24 protein-coding genes and 1 tRNA gene are annotated in these 23,209 nt (G+C 62.2%); 7 read left to right on the top strand and 18 right to left on the bottom strand.

Annotated elements, in window-relative coordinates; translation table 11 throughout:
- Positions 1–725 precede the first annotated feature (725 nt).
- The 12 genes from BLT26_RS14975 to BLT26_RS14920 form a co-directional block, all read right to left on the bottom strand.
- Positions 726–815, bottom strand: a tRNA-Ser gene (locus tag BLT26_RS14975).
- Between the two features lie 296 nt (positions 816–1,111).
- Positions 1,112–1,306 carry a carbon storage regulator CsrA gene (gene csrA, locus BLT26_RS14970; protein WP_091516387.1) on the bottom strand — a complete coding sequence of 65 codons (195 nt, stop codon included), beginning with the start codon at positions 1,304–1,306 and terminating at the stop codon, positions 1,112–1,114.
- Between the two features lie 227 nt (positions 1,307–1,533).
- A complete protein-coding gene (locus BLT26_RS14965; protein ID WP_091516384.1) occupies positions 1,534–2,763 on the bottom strand; it encodes an aspartate kinase in 1,230 nt (409 codons plus the stop codon).
- Positions 2,764–2,920: 157 nt separating this feature from the next.
- Positions 2,921–5,533: an alanine--tRNA ligase gene (gene alaS, locus BLT26_RS14960; RefSeq protein ID WP_091516382.1), complete on the bottom strand. Its 2,613-nt coding sequence runs from the start codon at positions 5,531–5,533 to the stop codon at positions 2,921–2,923.
- A gap of 64 nt (positions 5,534–5,597) precedes the next feature.
- Entirely contained in the window at positions 5,598–5,957 is a 360-nt protein-coding gene (locus BLT26_RS14955) for a histidine triad nucleotide-binding protein (RefSeq protein WP_091516380.1), read from the bottom strand.
- Between the two features lie 5 nt (positions 5,958–5,962).
- On the bottom strand, positions 5,963–6,148 hold the full coding sequence (locus tag BLT26_RS14950; protein WP_091516376.1) for a Trm112 family protein: 186 nt from the start codon (positions 6,146–6,148) through the stop codon (positions 5,963–5,965).
- 106 nt (positions 6,149–6,254) lie between these two features.
- The gene (locus tag BLT26_RS14945; protein ID WP_091516374.1) at positions 6,255–7,094 is read right to left on the bottom strand and encodes an alpha/beta hydrolase; all 840 of its coding nucleotides are present in this window, start codon (positions 7,092–7,094) and stop codon (positions 6,255–6,257) included.
- A gap of 66 nt (positions 7,095–7,160) precedes the next feature.
- The gene (locus tag BLT26_RS14940) at positions 7,161–8,228 is read right to left on the bottom strand and encodes a class I fructose-bisphosphate aldolase (protein WP_245720726.1); all 1,068 of its coding nucleotides are present in this window, start codon (positions 8,226–8,228) and stop codon (positions 7,161–7,163) included.
- A 49-nt stretch (positions 8,229–8,277) separates the two neighbouring features.
- Positions 8,278–9,756: a glycerol kinase GlpK gene (gene glpK, locus BLT26_RS14935; RefSeq protein WP_091516369.1), complete on the bottom strand. Its 1,479-nt coding sequence runs from the start codon at positions 9,754–9,756 to the stop codon at positions 8,278–8,280.
- Between the two features lie 40 nt (positions 9,757–9,796).
- Positions 9,797–10,276, bottom strand: coding sequence for a regulatory protein RecX (locus BLT26_RS14930; protein ID WP_091516364.1), 480 nt, complete (start codon positions 10,274–10,276; stop codon positions 9,797–9,799).
- Between the two features lie 12 nt (positions 10,277–10,288).
- Entirely contained in the window at positions 10,289–11,326 is a 1,038-nt protein-coding gene (gene recA / locus BLT26_RS14925; RefSeq protein WP_091516358.1) for a recombinase RecA, read from the bottom strand.
- Positions 11,327–11,401: 75 nt separating this feature from the next.
- The gene (locus BLT26_RS14920; protein ID WP_091516354.1) at positions 11,402–11,911 is read right to left on the bottom strand and encodes a CinA family protein; all 510 of its coding nucleotides are present in this window, start codon (positions 11,909–11,911) and stop codon (positions 11,402–11,404) included.
- Between the two features lie 137 nt (positions 11,912–12,048).
- Here BLT26_RS14920 and mutS point away from each other — a divergent pair, with 137 nt between their 5' ends.
- The 3 genes from mutS (at position 12,049) to BLT26_RS14905 (ending at position 15,497) form a co-directional block, all read left to right on the top strand.
- Positions 12,049–14,670 carry a DNA mismatch repair protein MutS gene (mutS, locus tag BLT26_RS14915; RefSeq protein WP_175453144.1) on the top strand — a complete coding sequence of 874 codons (2,622 nt, stop codon included), beginning with the start codon at positions 12,049–12,051 and terminating at the stop codon, positions 14,668–14,670.
- A gap of 123 nt (positions 14,671–14,793) precedes the next feature.
- On the top strand, positions 14,794–15,117 hold the full coding sequence (gene fdxA, locus BLT26_RS14910) for a ferredoxin FdxA (protein WP_091516350.1): 324 nt from the start codon (positions 14,794–14,796) through the stop codon (positions 15,115–15,117).
- A gap of 212 nt (positions 15,118–15,329) precedes the next feature.
- The gene (locus BLT26_RS14905) at positions 15,330–15,497 is read left to right on the top strand and encodes a DUF1328 family protein (RefSeq protein WP_091516347.1); all 168 of its coding nucleotides are present in this window, start codon (positions 15,330–15,332) and stop codon (positions 15,495–15,497) included.
- A 110-nt stretch (positions 15,498–15,607) separates the two neighbouring features.
- On the opposite strand, the gene BLT26_RS14900 is transcribed toward BLT26_RS14905, so the two are convergent.
- Positions 15,608–16,132: a carboxymuconolactone decarboxylase family protein gene (locus BLT26_RS14900; RefSeq protein ID WP_091516344.1), complete on the bottom strand. Its 525-nt coding sequence runs from the start codon at positions 16,130–16,132 to the stop codon at positions 15,608–15,610.
- A gap of 109 nt (positions 16,133–16,241) precedes the next feature.
- Here BLT26_RS14900 and dinB point away from each other — a divergent pair, with 109 nt between their 5' ends.
- The 4 genes from dinB (at position 16,242) to BLT26_RS14880 (ending at position 18,817) form a co-directional block, all read left to right on the top strand.
- Positions 16,242–17,330, top strand: a complete 1,089-nt coding sequence (dinB, locus tag BLT26_RS14895; RefSeq protein ID WP_091516340.1) for a DNA polymerase IV — start codon at positions 16,242–16,244, stop codon at positions 17,328–17,330.
- 122 nt (positions 17,331–17,452) lie between these two features.
- Entirely contained in the window at positions 17,453–17,749 is a 297-nt protein-coding gene (locus tag BLT26_RS14890; protein ID WP_217631462.1) for a DUF6116 family protein, read from the top strand.
- 88 nt (positions 17,750–17,837) lie between these two features.
- Complete coding sequence (locus tag BLT26_RS14885) at positions 17,838–18,374, top strand: RNA polymerase sigma factor (RefSeq protein WP_091516337.1); 537 nt, start codon at positions 17,838–17,840, stop codon at positions 18,372–18,374.
- Positions 18,371–18,817: a hypothetical protein gene (locus BLT26_RS14880; protein ID WP_091516333.1), complete on the top strand. Its 447-nt coding sequence runs from the start codon at positions 18,371–18,373 to the stop codon at positions 18,815–18,817. Before BLT26_RS14885 ends, BLT26_RS14880 begins: the two co-directional genes overlap by 4 nt.
- Before the next feature lie 27 nt (positions 18,818–18,844).
- On the opposite strand, the gene BLT26_RS14875 is transcribed toward BLT26_RS14880, so the two are convergent.
- The 5 genes from BLT26_RS14875 to BLT26_RS14855 form a co-directional block, all read right to left on the bottom strand.
- The gene (locus BLT26_RS14875) at positions 18,845–19,822 is read right to left on the bottom strand and encodes an NADPH:quinone oxidoreductase family protein (protein ID WP_091516329.1); all 978 of its coding nucleotides are present in this window, start codon (positions 19,820–19,822) and stop codon (positions 18,845–18,847) included.
- Positions 19,823–20,017: 195 nt separating this feature from the next.
- Positions 20,018–20,476 (bottom strand): MaoC family dehydratase, encoded by a 459-nt coding sequence (locus BLT26_RS14870; RefSeq protein WP_091516324.1) that lies wholly within the window; start codon positions 20,474–20,476, stop codon positions 20,018–20,020.
- Between the two features lie 57 nt (positions 20,477–20,533).
- A complete protein-coding gene (locus tag BLT26_RS14865; RefSeq protein WP_091516321.1) occupies positions 20,534–21,319 on the bottom strand; it encodes an SDR family NAD(P)-dependent oxidoreductase in 786 nt (261 codons plus the stop codon).
- Between the two features lies 1 nt (position 21,320).
- Positions 21,321–22,097: an SDR family oxidoreductase gene (locus BLT26_RS14860; protein ID WP_091516318.1), complete on the bottom strand. Its 777-nt coding sequence runs from the start codon at positions 22,095–22,097 to the stop codon at positions 21,321–21,323.
- Positions 22,098–22,127: 30 nt separating this feature from the next.
- Positions 22,128–23,186, bottom strand: coding sequence for a phosphotransferase (locus BLT26_RS14855; protein WP_245720725.1), 1,059 nt, complete (start codon positions 23,184–23,186; stop codon positions 22,128–22,130).
- Positions 23,187–23,209 lie beyond the last annotated feature (23 nt).

Raw genomic sequence — 23,209 nt, 5'->3', positions numbered from 1 at the left:
CAGGTGTATCGATTCATCGCTCCGTAAGCACCCACACGCATTGCTTGATCGTCTTTTTAAACAACTCAGCCGGGCGCCAGGCCCTGACTGCGGGACGCGTATTCTACACATCCGGGCTGCTGAAGCAAGTGCTTTTTAGCAGCTTTTTCCGGCTCCCTGACCGACCGCTCGGGCCTTTCCGGGAACCCCGACCACCGTTTCCGGTGACCGTCGAAGGGGCGCGCATTATATCGACCTCTTCGTGCTTGGCAAGCCTTTTTTGAAGGCTTTTTTCAGCGCCGGAGGCGATGCCCGAAGGCGTCTTTTCCCGACCCTGAAGGAGCGCCCGGCCCCTTCCGAAGTGGCGCGCATTATAGCGAGCCCTTCGATCCTGGCAAGCTCTTTTTCAAAGCTTTTTCGCCACTGGCAGAAAGATCGAAAACCTCACTTCCTGTCATCGCGAAGGGCTACCAGCACCCTTTGAAGCGGCGCGCATTATAGCGCCCATTTCTGCCTCGACAAGGGCTTGTCCAGAGAAATTTCCCGAACCAGGCCAACAGGTCGAAGGCAAAAAAAACACCCTCTCGCGAGAGGGTGTTTTCTGTATGGCGATGAGAGAGATTAGCTTCGCTTTGCTCGCTGCTCTCCGGCGACAAGCGCCTACGAGTCGAACCAGCGCGCTCTTACCCTCTCAGACCATCCTCAATCAAAGGGCCCTGCAAGCAGGGCTCTTTGATTGATCGATATGGCGGTGAGAGAGGGATTCGAACCCTCGATGAGTGTTAACCCATACGCCCTTAGCAGGGGCGCGCCTTCAGCCACTCGGCCATCTCACCGTAAATCTGTTTGTCAGGTAACCCCCAGGTTACCGCCCCGCCTCCCAGCGGGAGTCCGGGAGGGGCGATCGGACTTGGCCGGTGCCCCTGAAAGAGGACGGCATCATACCAACGGGAGGGCAAAAATCAATGGGGAATCAATAACTTTTTTGGCGTCAGGGGCCCGACTGTGCAGTTTATGGCCAACCGGTATTGCGAGCGAGGCGGGAAGCTAGTCAGCCGAAGCTTTATCGGGAAAGGAGGGCGGGAGAAACAAAAAAGGCCGGGCAAACCGGCCTCTCTCTGCTCAGGCGGGACTACTCCTGCTCAGCGTCGCCCGGCGACTGCTTTTCTCTCTGGATGCGCTGGTAGATCTCTTCCCTGTGTACGGCTACTTCCTTGGGCGCATTCACACCAATTCTCACCTGGTTTCCCTTTACGCCGAGTACAGTGACAGTCACGTTGTCACCGACCATCAGCGTCTCGCCAATCCGGCGGGTTAAAATCAGCATTACCTACTTCTCCTTGATCATCCTGTGATTGAGAGAACCCAAAATCATTCGAGTTTCTCACGGTCATCATAACCGGATGGCGGCACGTTTTGGGAGGTTTTTGCCCATCACTACTGTCAGTATTGACCACTCGATCAAATTCTCAACAGGTCGGACTCTACGCCACATGACGAAATTGCTATGAAAACTTAGCCGCCGCCTTGCGACTGGTTATAGCTTCAGGTGACTCACCGGGGCTCTGACAGTTCGAATTCGCTGTGAAGGGCCCGCACCGCCAGTTCCAGGTAGCGCTCATCGATGATGACCGAAATCTTGATCTCGGAAGTGGTGATCATCTGGATATTGATATTGTCCTCGCCCAGCGCACTGAACATCCGGCTGGCCACATTGGCATGGGAGCGCATCCCTACTCCCACAATCGACACCTTGGCGATCTTGTCGTCAGCTACCACTTCCCTGGCGCCAAGTTCGTCGGCAACCCGCTGCAGCACTTCCCGCGCCTTTGCCAGGTCATTGCGATGCACCGTGAAGGTAAAGTCAGTGGTGCCATCCACGGAGCTGATGTTCTGCACGATCACATCAACTTCGATGTTTTCCGCGCCGACCGGCGCCAGGATCCGGCAGGCCACACCGGGGTTGTCCGGAACCCCGCGTATGGTGAGCTTTGCCTCGTCGCGGTTGAATGCGATGCCGGATACTACGGGATGTTCCATTTCGGTCTCTTCCTCATCAAGACTGATCAGCGTGCCGTTACCCTCCTCGAAGGTGGACAGGACACGCAGGGGTACCTTGTACTTGCCGGCAAATTCGACCGCTCGAATCTGCAGCACCTTGGAGCCGAGACTGGCCATCTCGAGCATTTCCTCGAAGGTGATCCGGTCGAGCCGGCGGGCACTGTCGACCACCCGCGGGTCGGTGGTATACACCCCGTCCACGTCGGTATAGATCTGGCACTCGGTGGCATCCAGTGCCGCCGCCAGTGCCACGCCGGTGGTGTCGGAGCCACCGCGCCCGAGGGTAGTGATATTGCCCTCCTCGTCGACCCCCTGGAAACCGGCCACTACCACCACCCGGCCACTGTCCAGGTCGCGCCGCATCCGCTCGACGTCAATGCGCTGGATCCGCGCCTTGGTGTGCGAGTTGTCCGTGAGGATCTTCACCTGGCCACCAGTGTATGAGCAGGCGTCGTAGCCACGCTTTTTCAATGCCATGCTCAGCAGGGCAATAGTGACCTGCTCGCCGGTGGAGACCAGGACATCCAGTTCGCGGGGGTCCGGCTTTTCCTGCACCTGGTAGGCGAGATCGATAAGGCGGTTGGTCTCGCCACTCATGGCCGACAGCACCACCACCATATCGTGGCCCTGCGCCCGGAATGACGCCACCTTGTCGGCGACAGCCTCGATACGCTCAATCGAGCCCACCGAGGTGCCACCGTATTTCTGCACGAACAAACTCATGGGTATCAGTATTTCCTTACTGCCGGCTTCCCCCGGCCTGCCCGGGCACCATCGCCACGGGACAGCCAGGGGGCAGAATTCTGCGAGTCGCGCACTAAATCACTAATTTTTAACAAAATCAACTCAATTATTGCGCCAGGAGGGCAAATGGCCAGGCTCAGGAGAGCTGTTCTTCTACCCAGCCCTGCACATCCTTCAGCATGCCCGGCAACGCAGCCACATCAGTGCCCCCGCCCTGGGCCATATCCGGGCGACCGCCGCCCTTGCCACCGAGCTTGCCGGCGGCAAAACGCATCAGGTCACCGGCAGCCACCTGGCCGGTCAGGTCCTTGGTGACCGCTGCCACCAACGCCACCTTGTCCTCGCCGGGCGCGGCCAGCAGGACAACGCCGCTGCCCAGTTTGTTCTTCATCTGGTCGGCCAGGTCGCGCAGAGACTTGGGATCCGCGCCGTCAATCGACGCTGCCAGCAGCTTGTGCCCGGCAATGTCCACCGCCTGCGATGAGAGGTCGCCGCCGGCGCCACTGGCGAGCCTGGTCTTCAGCTGCGCCAGCTCCTTCTCCAGCTTGCGGTTGTTGGCCAGCAGCTGCTCCACCTTGTCCGCCAGCGTATCCGGCCGGGTCTTCAGCAGTGCCGCCGTGTGCTCCAGGCGTTGCTGGGCCTGGTCAAACAGCGCCAGCGCATGGGCGCCGGTCACTGCCTCGATACGGCGCTGGCCGGAGGCGATACCGCTCTCCCCCACGATCCGCAGCAGGCCGATATCGCCCGTGCGCTGCACATGTGTACCACCGCAGAGCTCAACCGAGAAAGCACTGCCGTCCTCGATCTCGCCCATGGACAGCACCCGCACTGTGTCGCCGTACTTTTCACCGAAGAGCGCCATGGCGCCCTTCTTCCTGGCGGTCTCGATATCGGTTTCCTCGGTGTGCACCGGGGTGTTGGCCCGGATCTGCGCGTTCACCAGGGCCTCGATTGCGTGGAGCTGCTTGGTGGTCACCGCTTCCGGGTGCGAGAAATCGAAGCGCAGGCGCTCCGAGTCCACCAACGAGCCTTTCTGGGTCACATGATCACCCAGCACCTTGCGCAGGGCCGCGTGCAGCAGGTGGGTGGCCGAGTGATTCAATGCCGTGGACTGGCGCACTTCGGACGAAACCTCGGCCTCCACCTCATCGCCCACGGACAGGCTGCCGCGCAGCAACTTGCCGGTATGCAGGTGATGCCCACCCTGCCTGGTGCAGTCCTGTACCTCGAAGCGGCCACCGGCCGCCTGCAGGTAGCCGCTGTCCCCCACCTGGCCGCCAGACTCGGCGTAGAACGGCGTGCGGTCCAGTACCACCGCGCCGTGCTGGCCCTCGGCCAGGGTATCTACCTGCTCGCCCTCGCTGACGATGGCAACCACCTTGCCCTTCGCTACCGTATTCTCGTAGCCCAGGAACTCGGTGGCCCCCTCCAGGTCGAGAGTGGCGGTGTAGTCGTGCTTGAATTTGCCGGCGGCCCGGGCGCGCTCGCGCTGGGCTTCCATCGCCGCTTCGTACCCGGCCATATCCAGGGTGAGGCTCCGCTCACGGGCGATGTCCTGGGTCAGGTCGACCGGGAAACCATAGGTGTCGTACAGGGTGAATACCACCTCACCCGGGATCTCCGAGCCCTCCAGCCCGGACAGGGCTTCCTCGAGCACCGCCATCCCCTTGTCCAGGGTCTTGGCGAACTGCTCTTCTTCCTTGCGCAGCGTGTCCTCGATCAGTTTCTGCTTCGCGCGCAGTTCCGGGTAGGCGTCGCCCATCTGTTCGGCGAGGGCATCCACCAGCCGGTAAAAGAAGATATTCTCCTGGCCCAGCTTGTGGCCGTGGCGCACCGCGCGGCGGATGATACGGCGCAGCACGTAGCCGCGCCCCTCGTTGGAGGGCAGCACCCCGTCGGCGATCAGGAAAGAGCAGGAGCGGATATGGTCCGCAATCACGCGCAGGGATTTCTCCTCCAGGTTCGCGCACCCGACAATGTCCGCCGCCGCCTTCAGCAGCGCCTGGAACAGGTCGATCTCGTAGTTGGAGTGCACGCCCTGCATCACCGCGGCAATACGCTCCAGGCCCATCCCCGTATCCACCGAGGGCTTGGGAAGCGGGTGCAGCTCACCGTCGGCCGAGCGCTCGAATTGCATGAACACCAGGTTCCAGATCTCGATATAGCGATCCAGGTCGTCGTTATCGGACCCCGGCGGGCCACCGGGCACGTCCGCGCCGTGGTCGTAGAAGATCTCCGAGCTGGGGCCGCAGGGACCGGTATCGCCCATCTGCCAGAAGTTGTCCTCGTCGAGACGGGAGAAGCGCTCGGCGCTCACACCCACTTCCTTCAGCCAGATGTCCGCCGCCTCGTCATCGCTGATATGCACGGTCACCCACAGGCGCTCCTCGGGCAGGCCGAGCACCTTGGTGAGGAAGTCCCAGGCAAAGCGGATGGCCTCACGCTTGAAGTAGTCGCCGAAGCTGAAGTTGCCCAGCATTTCGAAAAAGGTGTGGTGGCGGGCGGTATAGCCGACGTTCTCCAGGTCGTTGTGCTTGCCGCCGGCGCGCACGCAGCGCTGGGAACTGACCGCGCGCGTGTAAGGGCGCGGCTCGTGACCCAGGAAAGTGTCCTTGAACTGCACCATGCCCGCATTGGTAAACATCAGCGTCGGGTCGTTACCCGGCACCAGGGAGCTGGAGGGCACCACGGTATGGCCCTGCTCGGCAAAGTAATTCAGGAAGGCGTCGCGAATCTGTGCGCTTTTCATCCAGCGTAATTCCACTTCGTTGGTAAAAAAGATTTGGTTGATCGATGCGGCTGACTGCGCCCGGTCAGTTACCGGGGTGGTCCGCCAGGTCCTGCTCGCGCATCTCGCGCTCGGCCAGCAGGTGGATGTGCAGGTGAAAGACCGTCTGCCCGGCGCTGCGGCCGTTGTTCACCACCAGGCGAAAGCCATCCAGCCCCAGCCTGCGGCCCAGCTCGCCGGCCACCCACACCAGGTGTCCCAGCAGGGGACGGTCGCCCTCTTCCGCATCCAGGACACTGACCAGCGGTTTGCGCGGGATGATCAGGAGATGGGTCGGCGCCTTGGGCGCGCGATCGCGGATCACGATGCACTGATCGTCTTCATACACGCGCTCGGCGGGGATCTCCCCGGCGATGATACGGCTGAAAACGCTCGGCTCGCTCATGGCTACTATTTTTCCAGCTTTTCCTCGGCAGTGAGCTGGCGCGCTTCGGACTCGAGCATGACCGGGATGCCATCGCGCACCGGGTAAGCGAGGCCACTGGCCTTGCAGACCAGCTCCTGCTTGTCTTCATCGTATTCGAGCGGAGCCTTGCTCACCGGGCAGACCAGCAGACTCAGTAGTTTCTTATCCATATCTCACCCACTACGGGCCCTAACGGCCAAAATCGACCGCGTATGGTACAACGGAAACCGGTCATTTTCACGAACTAAGCCACCATCCCCCGGCCCGGGAAGCCTTTCATGCGGGAGTGGCGACCTCTCTCGCGGGCGAATGTGCTTTCAGGTGCCCCAGCAGCAGCTCCAGGGCCTGAGGCCCCTCTTCCGGCTCATTGAATACCTCGTGGAACGCATCGGGGAATACCTGCACCTGCCGGTCCTCACTGCCGATGCGGTCAAACCAGGCCAGGGTGGTGGCGCTGTCCACCATGCGGTCGGCTCGCGGCAACAGTAGCAGGCAGGGCACGGTGATCTGCTTGAGATGCCGGAACAGGAAGTCGCGTTCACGCATGAAGGCAGCGAACCAGCGCGGGGTCACCCTGTCGTGCACCAGGTCATCCTGCCGGTAGTCCTCCACCACGGCGGCATCCCGGCTCAGGTGAACGGGGTCGAGCCGGTTGGAGAGCCCCAGTCTCGGCACTGCAACTGCCAGCGCTTTTATCAGCCCCCGCTCGATGGTCCCCGGCTCGACGGCACCCCGGAACCCGGGCGCGGAGAGCACCAGGCTATCGACGCCGCCGAAGCGCACGACTGAGCCACAGGCGATCACGCCGCCCATGCTGTGGCCCAGCAGGTGGATCGGCCGCCCGGGATTATCGCGTTGCACGATCCGGATGAAGTCGTGCAGGTGCTCGCTGTAACGGGCGAAGTCGGCGATATGGCCCCGGGGCCCATCGGACTGCCCGTGGCCGTAATGATCTGGCGCATAGACGCTGTAACCGGCCCGGTTCAGGTGCTGCGCCAGGCCGCGGTAACGACCGCTGTGCTCGCCGAGCCCGTGCGAGATCACCACCACTCCCAGGGCCCCCTCGACCCACCAGCGCCGGTAATGCAGCCGGTCCCCCTGTGACACAAATTGCATCTCTCTCTCCTCGCTGCCTTATTGTTATTGTGCAAATGATCGCTGTATCACTTCCCTTGCCCGCCGCTATGACTCCTCTTCCTGGGATTCCCGGTATTCACCGAGCATGGCGAGATGATTGAGCCGCGCCCGCTTGAGCAGGGCCGCCTGGGCCTTTTCGGCATTGCCGCTGTCACCTTCCCAGGCCTTCAGTGCCGGCTCCTGCAGGGCCCGGCCATAGGAGAAGCTCAGCTGCCAGGGCGCCTGCCACATCTGGTTCAGCGCATTCAGGTTGGCAGTGGCCTCTTCCGGCCCCTGCCCCCCCGACAGGAAATTGATACTGGGCACCGCGGCCGGCACCGAGCGACGCAGGCTGCGCATGGTGTACTCAGCCACCTGCTTCGGGGGCGCCTTGGCGCACTCCTTCCCGGGCGTGATCATGCTGGGCTTCAGGATCATCAGCTCCAGTATCACCCCGTGCTCGTGCAGGGCATGGAAGACCTCATGCCAGACCATCTCGTTGACCTCGGCACTGCGCTCGATGCTGTGGTCACCGTCGATCAGCACTTCCGGCTCGACGATCGGCACCACCCCGCAGCACTGGCACACCGCCGCATAGCGCGCCAGCATCTCGGCATTGGCGGTCAGCCCCAGCCGGGTGGGGTTGCGCGGGCTTATCGGGTACACCTCGCGCCACTTGGCGAAACGGGCGCCCTGCTCGCGATAGCCCTGCAGGCGCTCCTCCAGGCCATCGAGGCCAAAGGTGATCAGGTCACCGGGCGCACCGGCCAGGGGGCCCTTGCCCTTGTCCACCTTGATGCCGGGGACTATCCCCTGCTCCGCCGCCACCTGCGGGAGGGGGCGGCCCTGACCGTTTTTCTGCCCCAGGGTCTCCTCGAACAGGATCACACCGCTGACATACTGCCCCAGCCCCTCGGTATCCAGCAGCAGGGAGCGGTAAAATCGGCGATGCTCTTCCGTCGACTCCACACCCACCGAGTCAAATCGTTTGGCGATGGTTCCCGAGCTCTCGTCCGCGGCGAGGATACCCCTGCGCCCGTCCACCATATCCGCGATTGTCGACTGCAGGTCGTCACTGATACCCACGCTGAATACCTCCCGCCTCCGGTTCATCACAGACTTGAGGATAGGCATTTTCGGCGGGAGCTGCGGCAGCTTGCCGCCGCTCCCGTTCGACAGCCCGTCAGAAAGTGCGGCAGGCAGACACCGCCCGGCGCCAGCCCTCCAGCAGCTCCTCCCGCTTTGATGCTGTCATCTGTGGCACGAAGTCCCGCTCGATTTCCAACAGCGACTTCGGCAGCTTGCCGGCTTCCCAGATGCCCGCGCCGATGCCCGCCAGCAGTGCCGCACCCACTGCCGTGGACTCGATCTGGCGCGGTCTTTCCACGCGGGCGTTGGAGATATCGGACTGGAACTGCATCAGGAAATCATTGGCCGCAGCACCCCCATCCACTCGCAACCGGGTGATCTGCACTCCCAGCGCATCGGCCATCAACCGCGCCAGGTCATCGCTCTGGTAGGCGATGGACTCCAGGGTGGCACGCACCAGTTCATCCCGGCCGGTACCACGACTGAGGCCGCAGATCATGCCCCGCGCGGAAGGGTCCCAGTGCGGCGCACCGAGCCCGCTGAAGGCCGGCACCAGGTATACGCCGCGGGTGTCGGGCACCTGGCGCGCGATGCTCTCGGTGTCCGCCGCCTGCTGGATAAGCCCCATGTCATCCCGCAACCACTGCACCGCAGCGCCCGCATTGAATACGGCGCCTTCAAGCGCATACGCCGGGCCGCCACCCGCATCGCAGGCAATGGTGGTGAGCAGGCCGGTGGGAGCCGGGGGCCTGTCCTCACCCGCGTAGGCGAGCATGAAGCACCCGGTGCCGTAGGTATTCTTGATCTCCCCCGCCACGGTACAGCCGTGGCCGAACAGGGAGGCCTGCTGGTCACCGGCCACACCGGTGATGGGCACCTCGGCACCCAGGAACGATTTTGCGTCAGTGTTGGCGAAGTGGCCGGCGGACGGCCTGATTTCGGGCAGGATGGCGGCCGGGCAGCCGAACAGCTCCAGCAGCTCCGGATCCCAGTCGCGCCGCTCCAGGCTGTAAAGGAGGGTTCGGCTGGCATTGGTATGGTCTGTGAGGTGGGCGCGGCCGCCGGTCATTTTCCAGATCAGCCAGCTGTCGATCGTGCCAAAGGCCAGTTCCCCGGCCCGGGCCCGTTCCAGCAACCCGGGATCGTCGCGGAACAGCCATTGCAGCTTGCTGGCGGAGAAATAGGCATCCAGCACCAGGCCGGTCTTGTCGCGCAGCCAGTCTGCCCTGCCCGCCTGCTCCAGCTCCCGGCAGATATCGGCGGAACGGCGGCACTGCCACACGATGGCCGGGCAGACAGGCTCGCCACTCTCCCGATCCCACAGTACCGTGGTCTCGCGCTGGTTGGTGATGCCGACGGCGGACAGCTGCGAGGGCTCGAGACCCGCGCGCTCCAGGGCCGCCACGCACACGCGGAGGGTCACCTGCCAGATCTCGCTGGCGTTGTGCTCTACCCAGCCGGGACGGGGGTAATACTGGGGGAATTCGGAATAGCTGCGGCCGAGCAGGCGGCCCTGGGAATCGAAGACAAAGGCAGTGGTTCCGGTGGTGCCCTGATCGACTGACAGAATCACGGGGGCTCCTTACTCTTATCTTTTCCCGCAGTATACAGGCTCAGGAAAAAAGTTCCGCCTCCAGGGCATACTGGATGGCATCCGCCGGAAAGCCACGGTAGGCAAGGTAGCGCTGGCGCCGTGCGCGCTCTTTCAGCTGCTGGTCGCGCGGCAAGGCATCGCTGATGGGGAGGCGGAACTTGCGCTGCAGGGTCTCGACCGCCAGCTGGTACCAGTCCGCCTCGAGCTGGTCGATGGCAGAGCCGGCCAGGGCGCTGCCGATCCCCCGCTGCTGCAGTTCGCGGCGGATGCGCAGGGGCCCCTGGCCGCGCTGCACGCGCGAGCGGGCAAACACCTCGGCAAAGCGCTGGTCGGACTGGTAGTTGAGTTCATGCAGGCGCCCGAACAGCGCCTCGAAATCTGCGGAGGGGAAGCGCACCGAAAGCTTCTGCCGCAGTTCGTGGCAGGAGTGCTCCCGGCGCGCCAGCAGCTCAAGCGCGGCGCCAAACAGCGCCTGAGCCGTATCGTCAGAGGAGAACACGGGCGGCCGGAATTACTCTTCGGGCGCTTCTGCAGTCTCGGGTTCCGGCTTGGCCGGCACCAGGTCGCCCAGCAGCTGGGCGCGGAGCTGGCCCTCGATCTCGTCGCGGATATCCTGGTTCTCTTTCAGGAACTTGACCGCGTTGGCCTTGCCCTGGCCGATCTTGTCGCCCTTGTAGCTGTACCAGGCACCGGCCTTGTCGATCAGGCCGAGCTTCACGCCGTAATCGATGATCTCGCCCAGCAGGTTGATCCCCTGGCCATACATGATCTGGAACTCGGTCTGCTTGAACGGCGGCGCCACCTTGTTCTTGACCACCTTCACCCGGGTCTCGTTGCCGACCACCTCGTCGCCTTCCTTCACGGAGCCGATGCGGCGGATATCCAGGCGCACAGAGGAGTAGAACTTCAGCGCGTTACCGCCGGTGGTGGTTTCCGGGGAGCCGAACATCACGCCGATCTTCATGCGGATCTGGTTAATGAAGACGCACAGGGTATTGGTGTTCTTGATGTTGCCGGTCAGCTTCCGCAGTGCCTGGGACATCAGGCGCGCCTGCAGGCCCACGTGGGAATCGCCCATCTCGCCCTCGATCTCGGCGCGCGGGGTCAGGGCCGCTACCGAGTCGACCACCAGGACATCGACCGCACCGGAGCGCACCAGCATGTCGGCCACTTCCAGGGCCTGTTCGCCGGTATCCGGCTGGGAGACGATAAGTTCGTCGACGTTTACGCCCAGCTTCTCGGCGTAGATGGGGTCCAGCGCGTGCTCGGCGTCCACGAAGGCACAGGTGCCGCCCTTGCGCTGCGCCTCGGCGATGACCTGCAGGGTCAGGGTGGTCTTACCGGAAGACTCCGGACCGTAGATTTCCACGATGCGGCCGCGGGGCAGGCCGCCAATGCCGAGGGCCACGTCCAGGCCCAGGGAACCGGTGGAGATCGCGGGAATCTGCACACGCTCCTTGTCCCCCATACGCATAACGGTACCCTTGCCGAACTGGCGCTCGATCTGAGACAGCGCCGCCTGCAATGCCTTGTCTTTATTGGAATCCATGACCTTTCCCATGTACTGAAGCGTTGTTGATTGTGGGCAAGCTTATCGAAGGATTACTGTATAAGCAACCAGTAATCATTTCTCGGGGTGTTCGCGCACCAGGGCCAGCATCCGGCGCAGGGCCTCGGCCACCGTCTGCTCCTGCACGGCTGCCCGGTCGCCGTCGAAATGGCAGCACTCGGCATCGATGGTGACGGGCTCCTGGCCTTCGGAGTGGGCCACCGCTATCCATACCGTGCCCACCGGCTTGTCCTCCGTGCCGCCGTCCGGGCCGGCGATCCCGCTGACCGCCACGGCCACGTTGGCATCCACCAGCCCCAGGACGCCGGACGCCATCTGGCGGACCACCTCCTCACTGACCGCCCCCAGCTCCTCCAGGTCGTCACCGGAGACCGAGAGCAGCTCGCGCTTGACCCAGTTGGCGTAACTGACCACTGAGCCCTCGAACCAGTCGGAAGCCCCCGCAATTGAAGTGATGGCCGCGGCGATACCGCCGCCGGTGCAGGACTCTGCAGCAGTTACCTTCCAGCCGCGCTTGTGCAATTCTTCGCCAAGTTCCTGCGCAAGTACTGAAATATCCGTCATCTGTTTATTCCTTGCTTCCCGACTCGGTAGAATACCGCCTTCCCCCGGACCCCGGCAAAATCCAAACCAAGAACGGAAACGAAGTATTGCCCATGCCGCAAGCCGCGCCCGCAAATAAAAACGCCCAGCACACCCCCATGATGCAGCAGTACCTGCGCATCAAGGCCCAGCACCCCCAGGAGCTGGTGTTCTACCGCATGGGGGACTTCTACGAGCTGTTCTACGACGACGCCAGGAAAGCGGCGGAGCTGCTGGACGTCACCCTGACCGCCCGCGGCAAGTCGGGCGGCGAACCGATCCCGATGGCGGGCATCCCCTACCATTCGGCAGACGGCTACCTGGCAAGGCTGATCAAGCAGGGCGTATCCGTGGCCATCTGCGAGCAGATCGGCGATCCGGCCACCAGCAAGGGCCCGGTGGAGCGCAAGGTGGTGCGCATCGTCACCCCGGGCACGGTCACCGACGAGGCCCTGCTGAATGAGCGCCGGGACAACCTGCTGGCCGCCCTGTCCCGGCTGGGGGACAGCTACGGCCTCGCCCTGCTGGACCTGGCCACCGGGCGCTTCGTAGTGCAGGAGGTAGATACGGTCGAGGCACTTGCGGAACAGGTACAGCGCCACGCCCCGGCCGAGCTGCTGGCGCCGGAGGACCTGGCGCTGCCGGCGGAAATCGAGCGCCTGCCGGGCCTGCGCCGGCGCGCGCCCTGGGAGTTTGATCACGAGAGCGCCCTGCGCCTGCTCAACCAGCAGTTCGGCACCATGGACCTGGAGGCATTCGGCTGCAGCCATATGCTGGCTGCCGTCACCGCCGCCGGCTGCCTGCTGCAGTATGCCCGGGACACCCAGCGCACCGAACTGCCCCATATCCGCAGCCTGCAGACCGAGACCAGCGACGACACAGTGGCGCTGGACGGTGCCAGCCGCCGCAACCTGGAAATCGACCTGAACCTGTCGGGCGGTGACGACAACACCCTGTTGTCGGTCTTCGACACCTGCAAGACCGCCATGGGCAGCCGACTGCTGCGCCGCTGGCTGAACAACCCCCTGCGCCAGCTGACCACCCTGAACAACCGCCAGGACGCCATCGGTGCCATGCTGGAGAATTACGGCTTCGAGCCCCTGCGGGACGCCCTCAAGCCGGTGGGGGATATGGAGCGCATCCTGGGTCGCCTGGCGCTGCGCTCGGCGCGCCCACGCGACCTGGCCCGGCTGGGCCAGTCGCTGGCGCAGTTTCCGGAGATACAGCGCCAGCTGGGGGAGATGGACACCGCCCTACTGCGCGAGCTTGGCCGCGAGATCGGCGAGTGGCCGGAAACCGTGGCGCTACTGGAGCGCGCCATCATCGAGAACCCGCCGGTGGTGATTCGCGATGGCGGTGTGATCGCCGAGGGGTATGACGATGAACTGGACGAGCTGCGCTCCATTAGCGAGAACGCCGGCGACTTCCTCGTCCAGCTGGAGCAGCGCGAGAAGGAGCGCACCGGTATCCCCACCCTGAAAGTGGGCTACAACCGGGTGCACGGCTACTTTATCGAAATCAGTCGCGGCCAGAGCGACAAGGCGCCGGCCGAATACATCCGCCGCCAGACCCTCAAGAATGCCGAGCGCTTCATTACTCCGGAGTTAAAGGAATTCGAGGACAAGGCCCTGTCGGCCAAGAGCCGCGCGCTGGCACGGGAGAAGGCGCTCTACGAGGAGCTGATCGTCAAGCTCAATGAGTCCCTGGCCGAGCTGCAGGCGGCTGCCGCCGGCGTGTCGCAGCTGGACGTGCTGGCCTGCCTGGCCGAGCGCGCCGACAACCTGCGCCTGTGCCGCCCTGCCCTCGGCACCGAACCGGGCCTGGATATCAGCGCCGGCCGCCACCCGGTGGTGGAGCAGGTGCTGGACGAGCCCTTCGTGGCCAACGATATCGACCTGCGCGACGACCGCCGCATGCTGGTGATTACCGGCCCCAACATGGGCGGTAAGTCCACTTACATGCGCCAGACCGCACTGATTGCCCTGCTGGCCCACTGCGGCAGCTACGTCCCGGCTGACTCCGCCCGCATCGGCATGCTGGACCGCATCTTTACCCGCATCGGCAGCGCCGATGACCTGGCCGGGGGCCGCTCCACCTTTATGGTGGAGATGACCGAGACCGCCAATATCCTGCGCAATGCCAGCGAAAACAGCCTGGTGCTGATGGACGAGATCGGGCGCGGCACCAGTACCTACGATGGCCTGTCACTGGCCTGGGCCTGCGCCCACTTCCTGGCCGAGCGCGTGCGTGCCTTCACCCTGTTTGCCACCCACTATTTTGAGCTGACCGACCTGCCCGCCCGCTGCCCCGAGGCGGCCAACATCCACCTGAATGCCACCGAGCACGGCGACAGCATCGTCTTCCTGCACCGCATCCAGGAGGGGCCGGCATCCAAGAGTTACGGCCTGCAGGTGGCGAAGCTGGCCGGTATCCCGGGAGAGGTCTTGAATGAGGCGCGCCTGCGCCTGCAGGCACTGGAAGCCGGCGAGCGCCCGGAAATGGCTGAGCCCACACCAGAGCCCTTCACAACTCCGGCTCCCGATGCCGCACCCAGCGCGGCCGGCGCCCCGGTGGCCGGCACCCCGGTGGCCGGCGCGCCGGCGGCGGTATCCCCGATGCAGGCGGAGCTGTTCGGCGCCCCCAGCCACCCGGCCGTGGACGCACTGGCAGAGCTGGACCCGGACGGCCTGACCCCGCGCCAGGCGCTGGAGCAGCTGTACGAGCTGCGCAAACTGTTATAAGCACCCAACCAATTTGACTGAAAAGCCACTACAATTCGCGCCAGTTGTTGCTAAAATCCGCAACTCACAAAATTCCACCGGGGCCGGCGCCCCGGGATCCTGGCGCATGATCGAGGGAAAAGCATGACATTCGTAATTGGGGAAAACTGCATCAAGTGCAAATACACCGACTGTGTGGAAGTCTGCCCGGTGGACTGCTTCTATGAGGGCCCCAACTTCCTGGTGATTCACCCGGACGAATGCATCGACTGTGCCCTGTGCGAGCCGGAGTGCCCGGCCAACGCCATCTTCTCCGAAGACGAGGTGCCGGACGACCAGCAGGAGTTCATCGAGCTGAACGCCGAGCTGGCGGAAGTCTGGCCAAATATTACTGAGAAGAAAGACCCACTCCCCGACGCCGAGGAATGGGACGGGAAGAAAGGCAAGCTGGAACTCCTGGAGCGCTGAGCCGGCCCCACCACGACCAGCATTCCACCTAAACGGGTCGCCTGAGCGGCCCGTTTTCATTTCCAGCCTCGCTACCGGGACAAAAATTCTGGTGAGCGCGCCCAATTAAACCTATAACTATTCCCTGAGGCCTGTCCGGTAGCATCCTGTACCGACAAAGTACCGGCCAGCACCATAGCGCTTTTCTCTCCCTCCATCAGAGGAGATCGATTATGTTGAAATGGGCGATTATCTTCTTCGTCATTGCCATCATCGCCGCCTTTTTCGGATTTGGCGGTGTGGCGGGTGTAGCTGCCGACGCGGCGAAAGTGCTGTTCTTTATCTTCCTGATACTCTTTGTACTGGCACTGATCTTCGGAAGGAAAAGACCTCCCAAATAGCGCCTCCAGTAACAGGCCACCCCGGCTCGAGCGGCGGGGCCTGAACGAAAAAGGCCGCTTGCGCGGCCTTTTTCACGTTCGCTTTCACGCTTCCCACCACTTTTCATCAATCAGTCCCGAGGTACATCGAGAATCTCTGTGATCCGGTTCATTCCGGATACATACTCCATGATGCCGAGAGCTTCCATTATCTCCATATCGGAGGCGCCCTCCCGCCTCGCCGCATCGATAAACTTCTCTCCCTGGTCAAAGGGCGAGATATTGGCATGGTGAGCCAATTCCAGCAGCGCGTGTTCCTTGGTGCTCAGGTGTGCGTGATCCGGGTCCAGGCGGATTTTCAGGATTTCCTCCGGTTTAACATTTCTCTGGCGCAAGAGCTCGGTATAACGTGCGATACCGTAATCGTTGTGATTGTCAGTGGAGATCACCAGGGCAATACTTTCAGTTAGGCGCACCGACAGGCACCCGTGGATCATCAGCACCTTGAACTTTTCCCATTTGACCCTGAGCAGCTCGGGGTGATGTGCGTAGACCCGGAACATATTGGGGACGGAGCCCAGTTCACTCTCGATCTCGGCATATACCGCCTCGACCTCATCGTCTTCGGGCATCTCCACCAGTGGTATACGGCTCATAATCGTCTTCCTTTATCCTTCTGTCCCTTGCGTATCCCATACACCTGGATTGGGGGGGTAGAGCTGGCGGCTCTTCCCGCCCGGGCCGGCCACTGAATATAATCCCAGCATGAGAAAGATCATCCACTGCGATTGTGACTGTTTCTATGCTTCAGTCGAAATGCGCGACGACCCCAACCTGCGCGGCAGGCCGATCGCCGTCGGGGGCGCCAGCGATCGCCGTGGGGTGATTTCCACATGCAACTACGAGGCCCGGAGTTACGGGGTACGCTCCGCCATGCCAAGTTCGCAGGCCAAAAAGCTGTGCCCTGACCTCATTGTAGTACCCGGCGATATGAAAAAATATCGGGAGGTGAGCGGCCAGATCAGGGATATTTTCCGCGACTACAGCGATGAGATAGAACCGCTGTCTCTGGATGAGGCATACCTGGACGTGACTGACAGTGCCCACTGCCAGGGCAGCGCCACCCTGATTGCCCGGGAGATCCGCCAGCGGGTCGAGTCCTCACTAGGTATCACCATTTCCGCCGGGGTGGCGCCAAACAAGTTCCTGGCCAAAATCGCCAGCGACTGGCAAAAACCCAACGGCCTCACCGTGATTACCCCCGACCAGGTGGATGAGTTCGTCCTCCGGCTGCCTGTAGCCAGGATCCATGGGGTTGGGCGGGTCACGGCGGAAAAAATGCACCGCCGCGGCATCCATACCTGCGCGGACCTGCGCAATTTCACGAAAATCGAACTCAGCCAACTGTTCGGCAAGTTTGGCAGCCGCCTCTTCGACCTGTGCCGGGGAATCGATGAGAGGCCCGTCAGTGGGGACGGTTCCCGGAAAAGCGCCAGCGTCGAGCGGACCTTCAGCGAAGACCTGCCGAGCCTGGAGGAATGGCTGCAACAGCTCACCGAACTCTATATGCGCCTGCTGGAGCGCCTCGAGAAACTGGACGAACGCTACGAAATCAGCGGCGCGTCGATCAAGGTCAAGTTCAGCGATTTCTCCACCATGACCCAGGAACGCACCAGCCAGAGTGCCCGCATCTCCGAGTTCCGCCACCTGCTACAGCAATGCTGGGACAAGCGGGCGGAGCCCATCCGGTTGCTGGGTATCGGGGTCAAGTTGAGGGACTTGCGCGCCGAGCTGGGGCCCGAGCAGCTGCCGCTGCCCCTCAGGTATTCAGGCCGCCTGGCACAGAATCACTGATTTCAGCGCCTGAACTGATAGGTACGTACCAGTCAATAAATATGGCGTTGGCCGGCTCCACCAAACCATAGCTTTTCGGCTACCGATCTATACTCTCCGGAGACAGGAGGCGGGAACGCCCCATGAAAAAAGTGCTCCCGAGTGCCCTCGTCGGCTGGTTCCTCAACCATGCACGCGGCCTGAAACACCCACAGCTGTTCAAGTGGATTTGCGCTATTTTCCTCGTGGACCTCTTTGTTCCAGATCTCCTGCCTTTCGTGGATGAACTTTTACTGGGGCTTGCCGCGCTCTACCTCGGCAGTCGCAGGAAAACCCAGTCCAGTGAATTACCCCGCAGCGGCACCGACGGGGATAAAAGCCATAAAGGTCGGCGTTCTTTCGCAAAGAAATCATCGCGAGGAGACGACGAGCGCAGTTGAAGGCGGTCGGCCCGGATCAAAGCGGCCGGCACTGCTCGCACAACAGTATTTCGAGCAGGTTTTGAGAAGCGCACGGAGGCGCGATAACTTGTCCAGGAAGGATTTTCAGCACCTTGACGACGAGGCGCTACTGGATTTCTATCATTCCACCCGCAATATCAAGGCATTCCGGCTCCTGTACGGGCGCTACAAGGATTGCCTCTACCGATATTGCGCGCAGATGAATCATACCCACGCGAACCCGATCCTGGAGGAACTCTGGTTCAGTGTCCTCGAGCACCCCCCGGTTCTAAACGGCCGCGTGTTCCGTAGCTGGCTCTTCATCAAGCTCGACAAAATGCTCCGCCAGCACGCCGCTTTCGACGGGGAGCAGCACGGCGAGCCGGCAACCCGGGAGGAAGCCCCCGGTCCCCTGCTGGGCGCGATACAAAAACTGTCCCGGCGGCAGCGCAATATTCTCCTGTTGCATATGGAATGCCAGCTTCCGCTTGCAACCGTTGCGGATATCGAGTGCCTTTCCCTGAAAGCCTGCCGTGAACAGTACATTGCGGGCAAGGAACAGCTTCGGGAATTATTGTATGGGCCGCGGCGCCAGCCATGGCGTGTCGAGGAGGTAACTGCATGAGCACCTGGGAAGAGAATTATCGGCAGGCAGCCAGCATCATGGTATCGCCGGAAGCACTGGATGAGAGAATCCTGCAGCAGGCCCGGACGTTCAGGCCACCGCCCGGCCACAGCCGCATCGTATCCGGCACGGCCGGCAGCTTCGCGGCCATCGCGGTGCTCGTCCTGCTGATCCATCCTGCCCAGTACCTGGGTGCCCTCACACCGGGCGGGGCCGCGGATGCACGGCACGACCCGCTGAACGACTGGCAACTGAAACGGGAAAAGCCAATTACGGTGACCAGGGATCCCTGGGTGCGGCTTCGCAGTGAGATTCGGTCAGGCAATTATGTCAGCCTCTGCGAGCAGTGGCGGAAGGAGCAACGCGGCCACGCCGAAAAGTCGCTCCCACGCGATCTGGCTAAAGAGGCGCGCGCCCATTGCCGGTTGCTGCCGCAACCCTGAGCGGGCGCGCCCCTGCCACACAGCGAGTCAGGAAATGGTCAGTATTACCTTGCCCCGGGCGCGGCGCTCGGTAATCGCCGCAAAGGCATCGCGGAACTCATCCAGCCGGTAGATCTCTGTCGCCATGGGGTTGAGGCGCCCCTCTGCCACCATGCGCAGCAGGTCAGCAAAATTCTGCAGGTTTGCTTCCGGGTCGCGCTGGGCCCAGCTGCCCCAGAAAATGCCCATGATGTCCCCTGCCTTGAGGAGTGGCAGGTTGAGTGGCAGGTGCGGGATATCCCCTGAAGCGAACCCGATTACCAGGTACCGGCCGCTCCAGGCTATGGAGCGGTATGCCTGCTCTGTATAGTCGCCACCGACCGGATCCAGGATGACGTCCGCCCCCTTCCCCCCGGTCAACTCCTTGATCCGCTCCTTGAGATTTTCGTGACTGTAATCGATAACCTCGTCGGCACCAGCCTCCCGGCAGAAGTCCAGCTTCTCACGACTGGAGGCACAGGCGATCACACGGGCTCCAAGTGCCTTGCCCAGTTGGATGGCGGTCACCCCGACACCGCCCGCCGCGCCGAGCACCACCAGGGTCTCCCCCGCCGAAAGCGCAGCCCGCTGCTTCAGTGCGTAGTAGGAAGTCGCATAGGTGATACAGAACCCGGCCGCCTGTTCGAAACTGAGGTTGTCAGGCATGGGCACCAGGAGATCCTGGCTGACACTCACCTGCTCGGCGAATGCTGACATACCGGGCATGGCAATTACCTTGTCACCTACGGCGAATCGTGAAACTTCACTGCCCACCGCGCTGACCACCCCCGCACACTCACCACCGGGAATAAACGGCAGTGGCGGCTTTACCTGGTATTTACCGGCAATCACCAGCACGTCGGGAAAGTTGATTCCTGCCGCCCGCACGTCCACCATCACTTCATTGTCCCGCAGCGCCGGGGGCTCGTGGTCTTCTATGACCAGGGACTCAACGGGGCCATATTCCCGGCAAATCAACGCTCGCATGCTATCAGTCTCTCCGCCCTATATTTACTTTGACATTCAGGTATTGCGCCGGTTCTCATCCCGACTCGTCCCGGCTAACCGGTCCCACTGACCATTCCAACGGGCGCTGCCCGAAGCGAGAGAGGACCTTACTGGTAGAGACACGACGAAAACCGATCATGGGGTCGCCAGTGACTGCGCCAGGTAACCTGGCCATCAGGAAAATTGCAGGACCAGCCACTCGGCAACCAGCGCCGGCTTTTCCTCTCCCTCCACTTCCATGGTCATCTCCAGCGTGACCTGGAATTGCCCCGGCTCTTTCTCCTTAATCTCCAGGACTTTTGCATGAGCCCTGACCCTGCTGTTCACCCTGACCGGGTTGATAAAGCGCACCCTGTTCAACCCGTAATTGACTGCCATCCGTATACCGGCGATGGTGATCGGCAGCTGCTCGGCGAAGTGCGAAAGCAGTGACAGCGTCAGGAAGCCGTGAGCAATGGTGCTGCCGAAGGGCGTCTGGCGGGCAGTCTCCGGGTCTACGTGAATAAACTGCCGATCCAGGGTGCAATCGGCAAACGCATCGATACGCCCCTGGTCGATGGTAAGCCAGTCAGTAGGGCCCGCGATGTACCCGATGTAATCATCCAGTTCACCGGGAGCTATTTGGCTGCGCATGCCTGCCTCCTCTGTTTTCCTTTCAGGGCTTTCCCTTCGCGGCCGGCGAGGTGAGTGTCAGAACGCCGATACACCACCATCCACCGCCAGGGCCTGGCCGGTGACATAGGTCAGTTTTGGTGAAAGCAGCATAAGCATGGCGCTCACGACTTCTTCCGGCTCCGCAAGGCGCTTCATGGGGCAGCCCGCCGCCAGGAATGCCTGGAAGTCACTTGCACTGATCCCCTCGGGGGTCTCGATTCCCGTGACCATGGGCGTGAGGGTGAAGAAGGGGCAAATGGCATTGACACGGATACCGTGCTTGGCGTTTTCGATCGCGGCGGTCTTCGTCAGGCCGATAACAGCATGCTTGGCGGCAGCATAGGAGGAGACCTTGGGTGCACCCCCGAGGCCCGCCATCGAGGAGACATTGAGCACGATACCCGACTGGCGCTTTTTCATCAGGGGCAGCTGGTGCTTCATGCCGAAAAAGACCCCCTTCTGGTTGACGCTGTACTGGCGATCCATCTCCTCTTCGGGAGTATGCTCGACCGACATCATCGGTGGTGCAATACCGGCATTATTGACCGCGATATCCAGCTGGCCGAATTCTCGCTCAGCGCTTGCCGCCAGTTCTGCGCAATCGCTCTCCAGCGAAACATCACAGCACGCTGCCCGGACATCAATTCCCGCATTCCCCAGCTCGTCGGCCAGGGCCATCAATTGTGGTTCATTGATATCCCCCAGAACCAGCCTGGCGCCCCGGATTCCCAGCTCCCGTGCCAGCAGCGAGCCAAAGCCACTGGCAGCACCGGTTATCAGCGCCACCTGCCCATCGAAATTGAGTATCGGGTCCCTGGCCATTTCAGATACCCCCACAGGATGTCATGCCGCCGTCGACCACCACGCACTCGCCAGTAGTGTAGCTGGAGGCATCCGATACCAGGTAAAGCACGGTTCCGGCCATCTCCTCGGGTTCGGCGTGGCGATGCATGGGGATATGCCCGATGGCCGTCTTGTAGATATCCTCATGGGAAAAGAGGGCACCGGCGAACTTGGTTTTGGTCAGCCCCGGCAACAGGGCATTCACCCGGATATTGAACTGGGCACACTCCTTGGCAAAGGCTTTGGTCATGTTTACCACTGCAGCCTTGGTAATGGAGTAAATGCCCTGGCCCACACCGGGTTGCAGCGCATTGATCGAGGCGGTATTTACGATGACGCCGCCACCCTGCTCCCGCATCATCTTGCCTGCCTCCACCGACATGAAGAAGTACCCGCGAATGTTTACATCCACGGTCTTCTGGAACGCACCCAGGTCGGTATCGAGAATATGGCCGAAATAAGGATTGGTGGCGGCATTGTTGACGAGTATGTCCAGTCGCCCAAATTTATCCCGGATCTCGCCGAACACCCGCTCGATATCCTCCATATTGCCAATATGACACGGCATTGCCTCAGCCTTGCCGCCAGCATCGACGATGGCATCTGCAACCGCCTTGCAGCCCTCCAGCTTGCGGCTGGAAACCAGTACATGGGCACCCTGCTCCGCCAGCAATTTTGCAATCGACTCGCCGATGCCGCGGCTGGCACCGGTCACCAGCGCGATTTTCCCGCTCAGGTCAAAAAGGTTCGTGGACATGATCAAGCCTCTCTATTCTTTTCTTTCCGGTCAGTATTCTTTCTCAATTACATCCAGCGCGAACCGGGCCACCGGGTCTACCAGGGCCCCCAGGCGTGCGGCATTCCTGCTGGAGGCGTTACCCTGCTGGGCCCGCTTGGCCACCCCCTGGATAATCGCAGCGAGCCGGAAGAAGCTGAACGCCAGGTAAAAAGCCCAGTTGTCGATTTTGTCTATTCCCATTCGTTCACAATAACGGGCCACATATTCCTCCTCGGAGGGAATCCCCAGCGCTGCCCGGTCCACGCCCATCAGTCCCGACATCTTGTCGCCACTGGCAGGCATCCGCAGCTGCATGCACTGGTATGCGAGGTCCGCGAACGGGTGGCCCAGGGTCGATAGCTCCCAGTCCAGTACGGCGATGGCCCGCGACTGCTCACGGTGGAATACCATGTTGTCGAGCCGGTAATCGCCGTGCACCAGCGCCACGCGGCCGTCGTCCCCGGGCAGGTGCCCGCCCAGCCACTCGATCAGCTGGTCCATAACGGGAATCGGGTCAATCTCCGATGCCCGGTACTGGCTGCTCCAGCGCTCGAACTGCCGCTGGTAATAGTTGCCGGGCTTGCCGTAATCCGCCAGTCCCACCGCCCGGGGGTCGACCCTGTGCAGGGCTGCGAGGACCCGATTCATCTCCTCGTAAATACCCGACCGTTGGCTATTGTCGACCTCCGGCAGGGCCGCATCCCAGAATATGCGTCCGTCGCAATATTCCATCACATAAAACATGGAGCCGATCAGCTCGCGGTCCTCGCACAGGTGCAGCACTTGCGGGACTGGCACCGCCGAATCTGCCAGTGCCCGCATGACCCGGAACTCCCGGTCCACCGCGTGGGCGGACTTGAGGAGTTTGCCCGGCGGCTGGCGCCTCAGGACATAGGTACCAGAGGGGGCGTCCAGCCTGAATGTCGGGTTCGACTGGCCACCGGAAAACTTGGTTGCCCTGATGGGGCCGGAGAAGCCCGGAATCCGCGCCGCCAGGTATTTTTCCAGTACATCGAGCGGTAGCTGATCTACACTCGACTGCTGCTCCAACGTTTTGCTCTCTGCCAATTCATTCTCCCCGGGCGTTGTCA

This window comes from Microbulbifer yueqingensis (assembly GCF_900100355.1).
Classification (GTDB): domain Bacteria; phylum Pseudomonadota; class Gammaproteobacteria; order Pseudomonadales; family Cellvibrionaceae; genus Microbulbifer; species Microbulbifer yueqingensis.
The sequence above is the reverse complement of the archived record's forward strand: the minus strand, read 5'-3'. Positions and strand labels throughout refer to the sequence as shown.

Coding starts and splice junctions, on each gene's coding strand:
- BLT26_RS14945 (WP_091516374.1), bottom strand. CDS start 7,094: ATGCAATTTGTGTCACAGGGGGACCGGCTGCATTACCGGCGCTGGTGG.
- BLT26_RS14870 (WP_091516324.1), bottom strand. CDS start 20,476: ATGCGCAGCCAAATAGCTCCCGGTGAACTGGATGATTACATCGGGTAC.
- BLT26_RS14880 (WP_091516333.1), top strand. CDS start 18,371: ATGAGCACCTGGGAAGAGAATTATCGGCAGGCAGCCAGCATCATGGTA.
- BLT26_RS14965 (WP_091516384.1), bottom strand. CDS start 2,763: ATGAGTTTGTTCGTGCAGAAATACGGTGGCACCTCGGTGGGCTCGATT.
- BLT26_RS14890 (WP_217631462.1), top strand. CDS start 17,453: ATGAAAAAAGTGCTCCCGAGTGCCCTCGTCGGCTGGTTCCTCAACCAT.
- mutS (WP_175453144.1), top strand. CDS start 12,049: ATGATGCAGCAGTACCTGCGCATCAAGGCCCAGCACCCCCAGGAGCTG.
- BLT26_RS14905 (WP_091516347.1), top strand. CDS start 15,330: ATGTTGAAATGGGCGATTATCTTCTTCGTCATTGCCATCATCGCCGCC.
- BLT26_RS14875 (WP_091516329.1), bottom strand. CDS start 19,822: ATGCGAGCGTTGATTTGCCGGGAATATGGCCCCGTTGAGTCCCTGGTC.
- BLT26_RS14900 (WP_091516344.1), bottom strand. CDS start 16,132: ATGAGCCGTATACCACTGGTGGAGATGCCCGAAGACGATGAGGTCGAG.
- fdxA (WP_091516350.1), top strand. CDS start 14,794: ATGACATTCGTAATTGGGGAAAACTGCATCAAGTGCAAATACACCGAC.
- BLT26_RS14955 (WP_091516380.1), bottom strand. CDS start 5,957: ATGAGCGAGCCGAGCGTTTTCAGCCGTATCATCGCCGGGGAGATCCCC.
- alaS (WP_091516382.1), bottom strand. CDS start 5,533: ATGAAAAGCGCACAGATTCGCGACGCCTTCCTGAATTACTTTGCCGAG.
- BLT26_RS14950 (WP_091516376.1), bottom strand. CDS start 6,148: ATGGATAAGAAACTACTGAGTCTGCTGGTCTGCCCGGTGAGCAAGGCT.
- BLT26_RS14920 (WP_091516354.1), bottom strand. CDS start 11,911: ATGACGGATATTTCAGTACTTGCGCAGGAACTTGGCGAAGAATTGCAC.
- BLT26_RS14860 (WP_091516318.1), bottom strand. CDS start 22,097: ATGTCCACGAACCTTTTTGACCTGAGCGGGAAAATCGCGCTGGTGACC.
- BLT26_RS14940 (WP_245720726.1), bottom strand. CDS start 8,228: ATGCCTATCCTCAAGTCTGTGATGAACCGGAGGCGGGAGGTATTCAGC.
- recA (WP_091516358.1), bottom strand. CDS start 11,326: ATGGATTCCAATAAAGACAAGGCATTGCAGGCGGCGCTGTCTCAGATC.
- csrA (WP_091516387.1), bottom strand. CDS start 1,306: ATGCTGATTTTAACCCGCCGGATTGGCGAGACGCTGATGGTCGGTGAC.
- dinB (WP_091516340.1), top strand. CDS start 16,242: ATGAGAAAGATCATCCACTGCGATTGTGACTGTTTCTATGCTTCAGTC.
- BLT26_RS14865 (WP_091516321.1), bottom strand. CDS start 21,319: ATGGCCAGGGACCCGATACTCAATTTCGATGGGCAGGTGGCGCTGATA.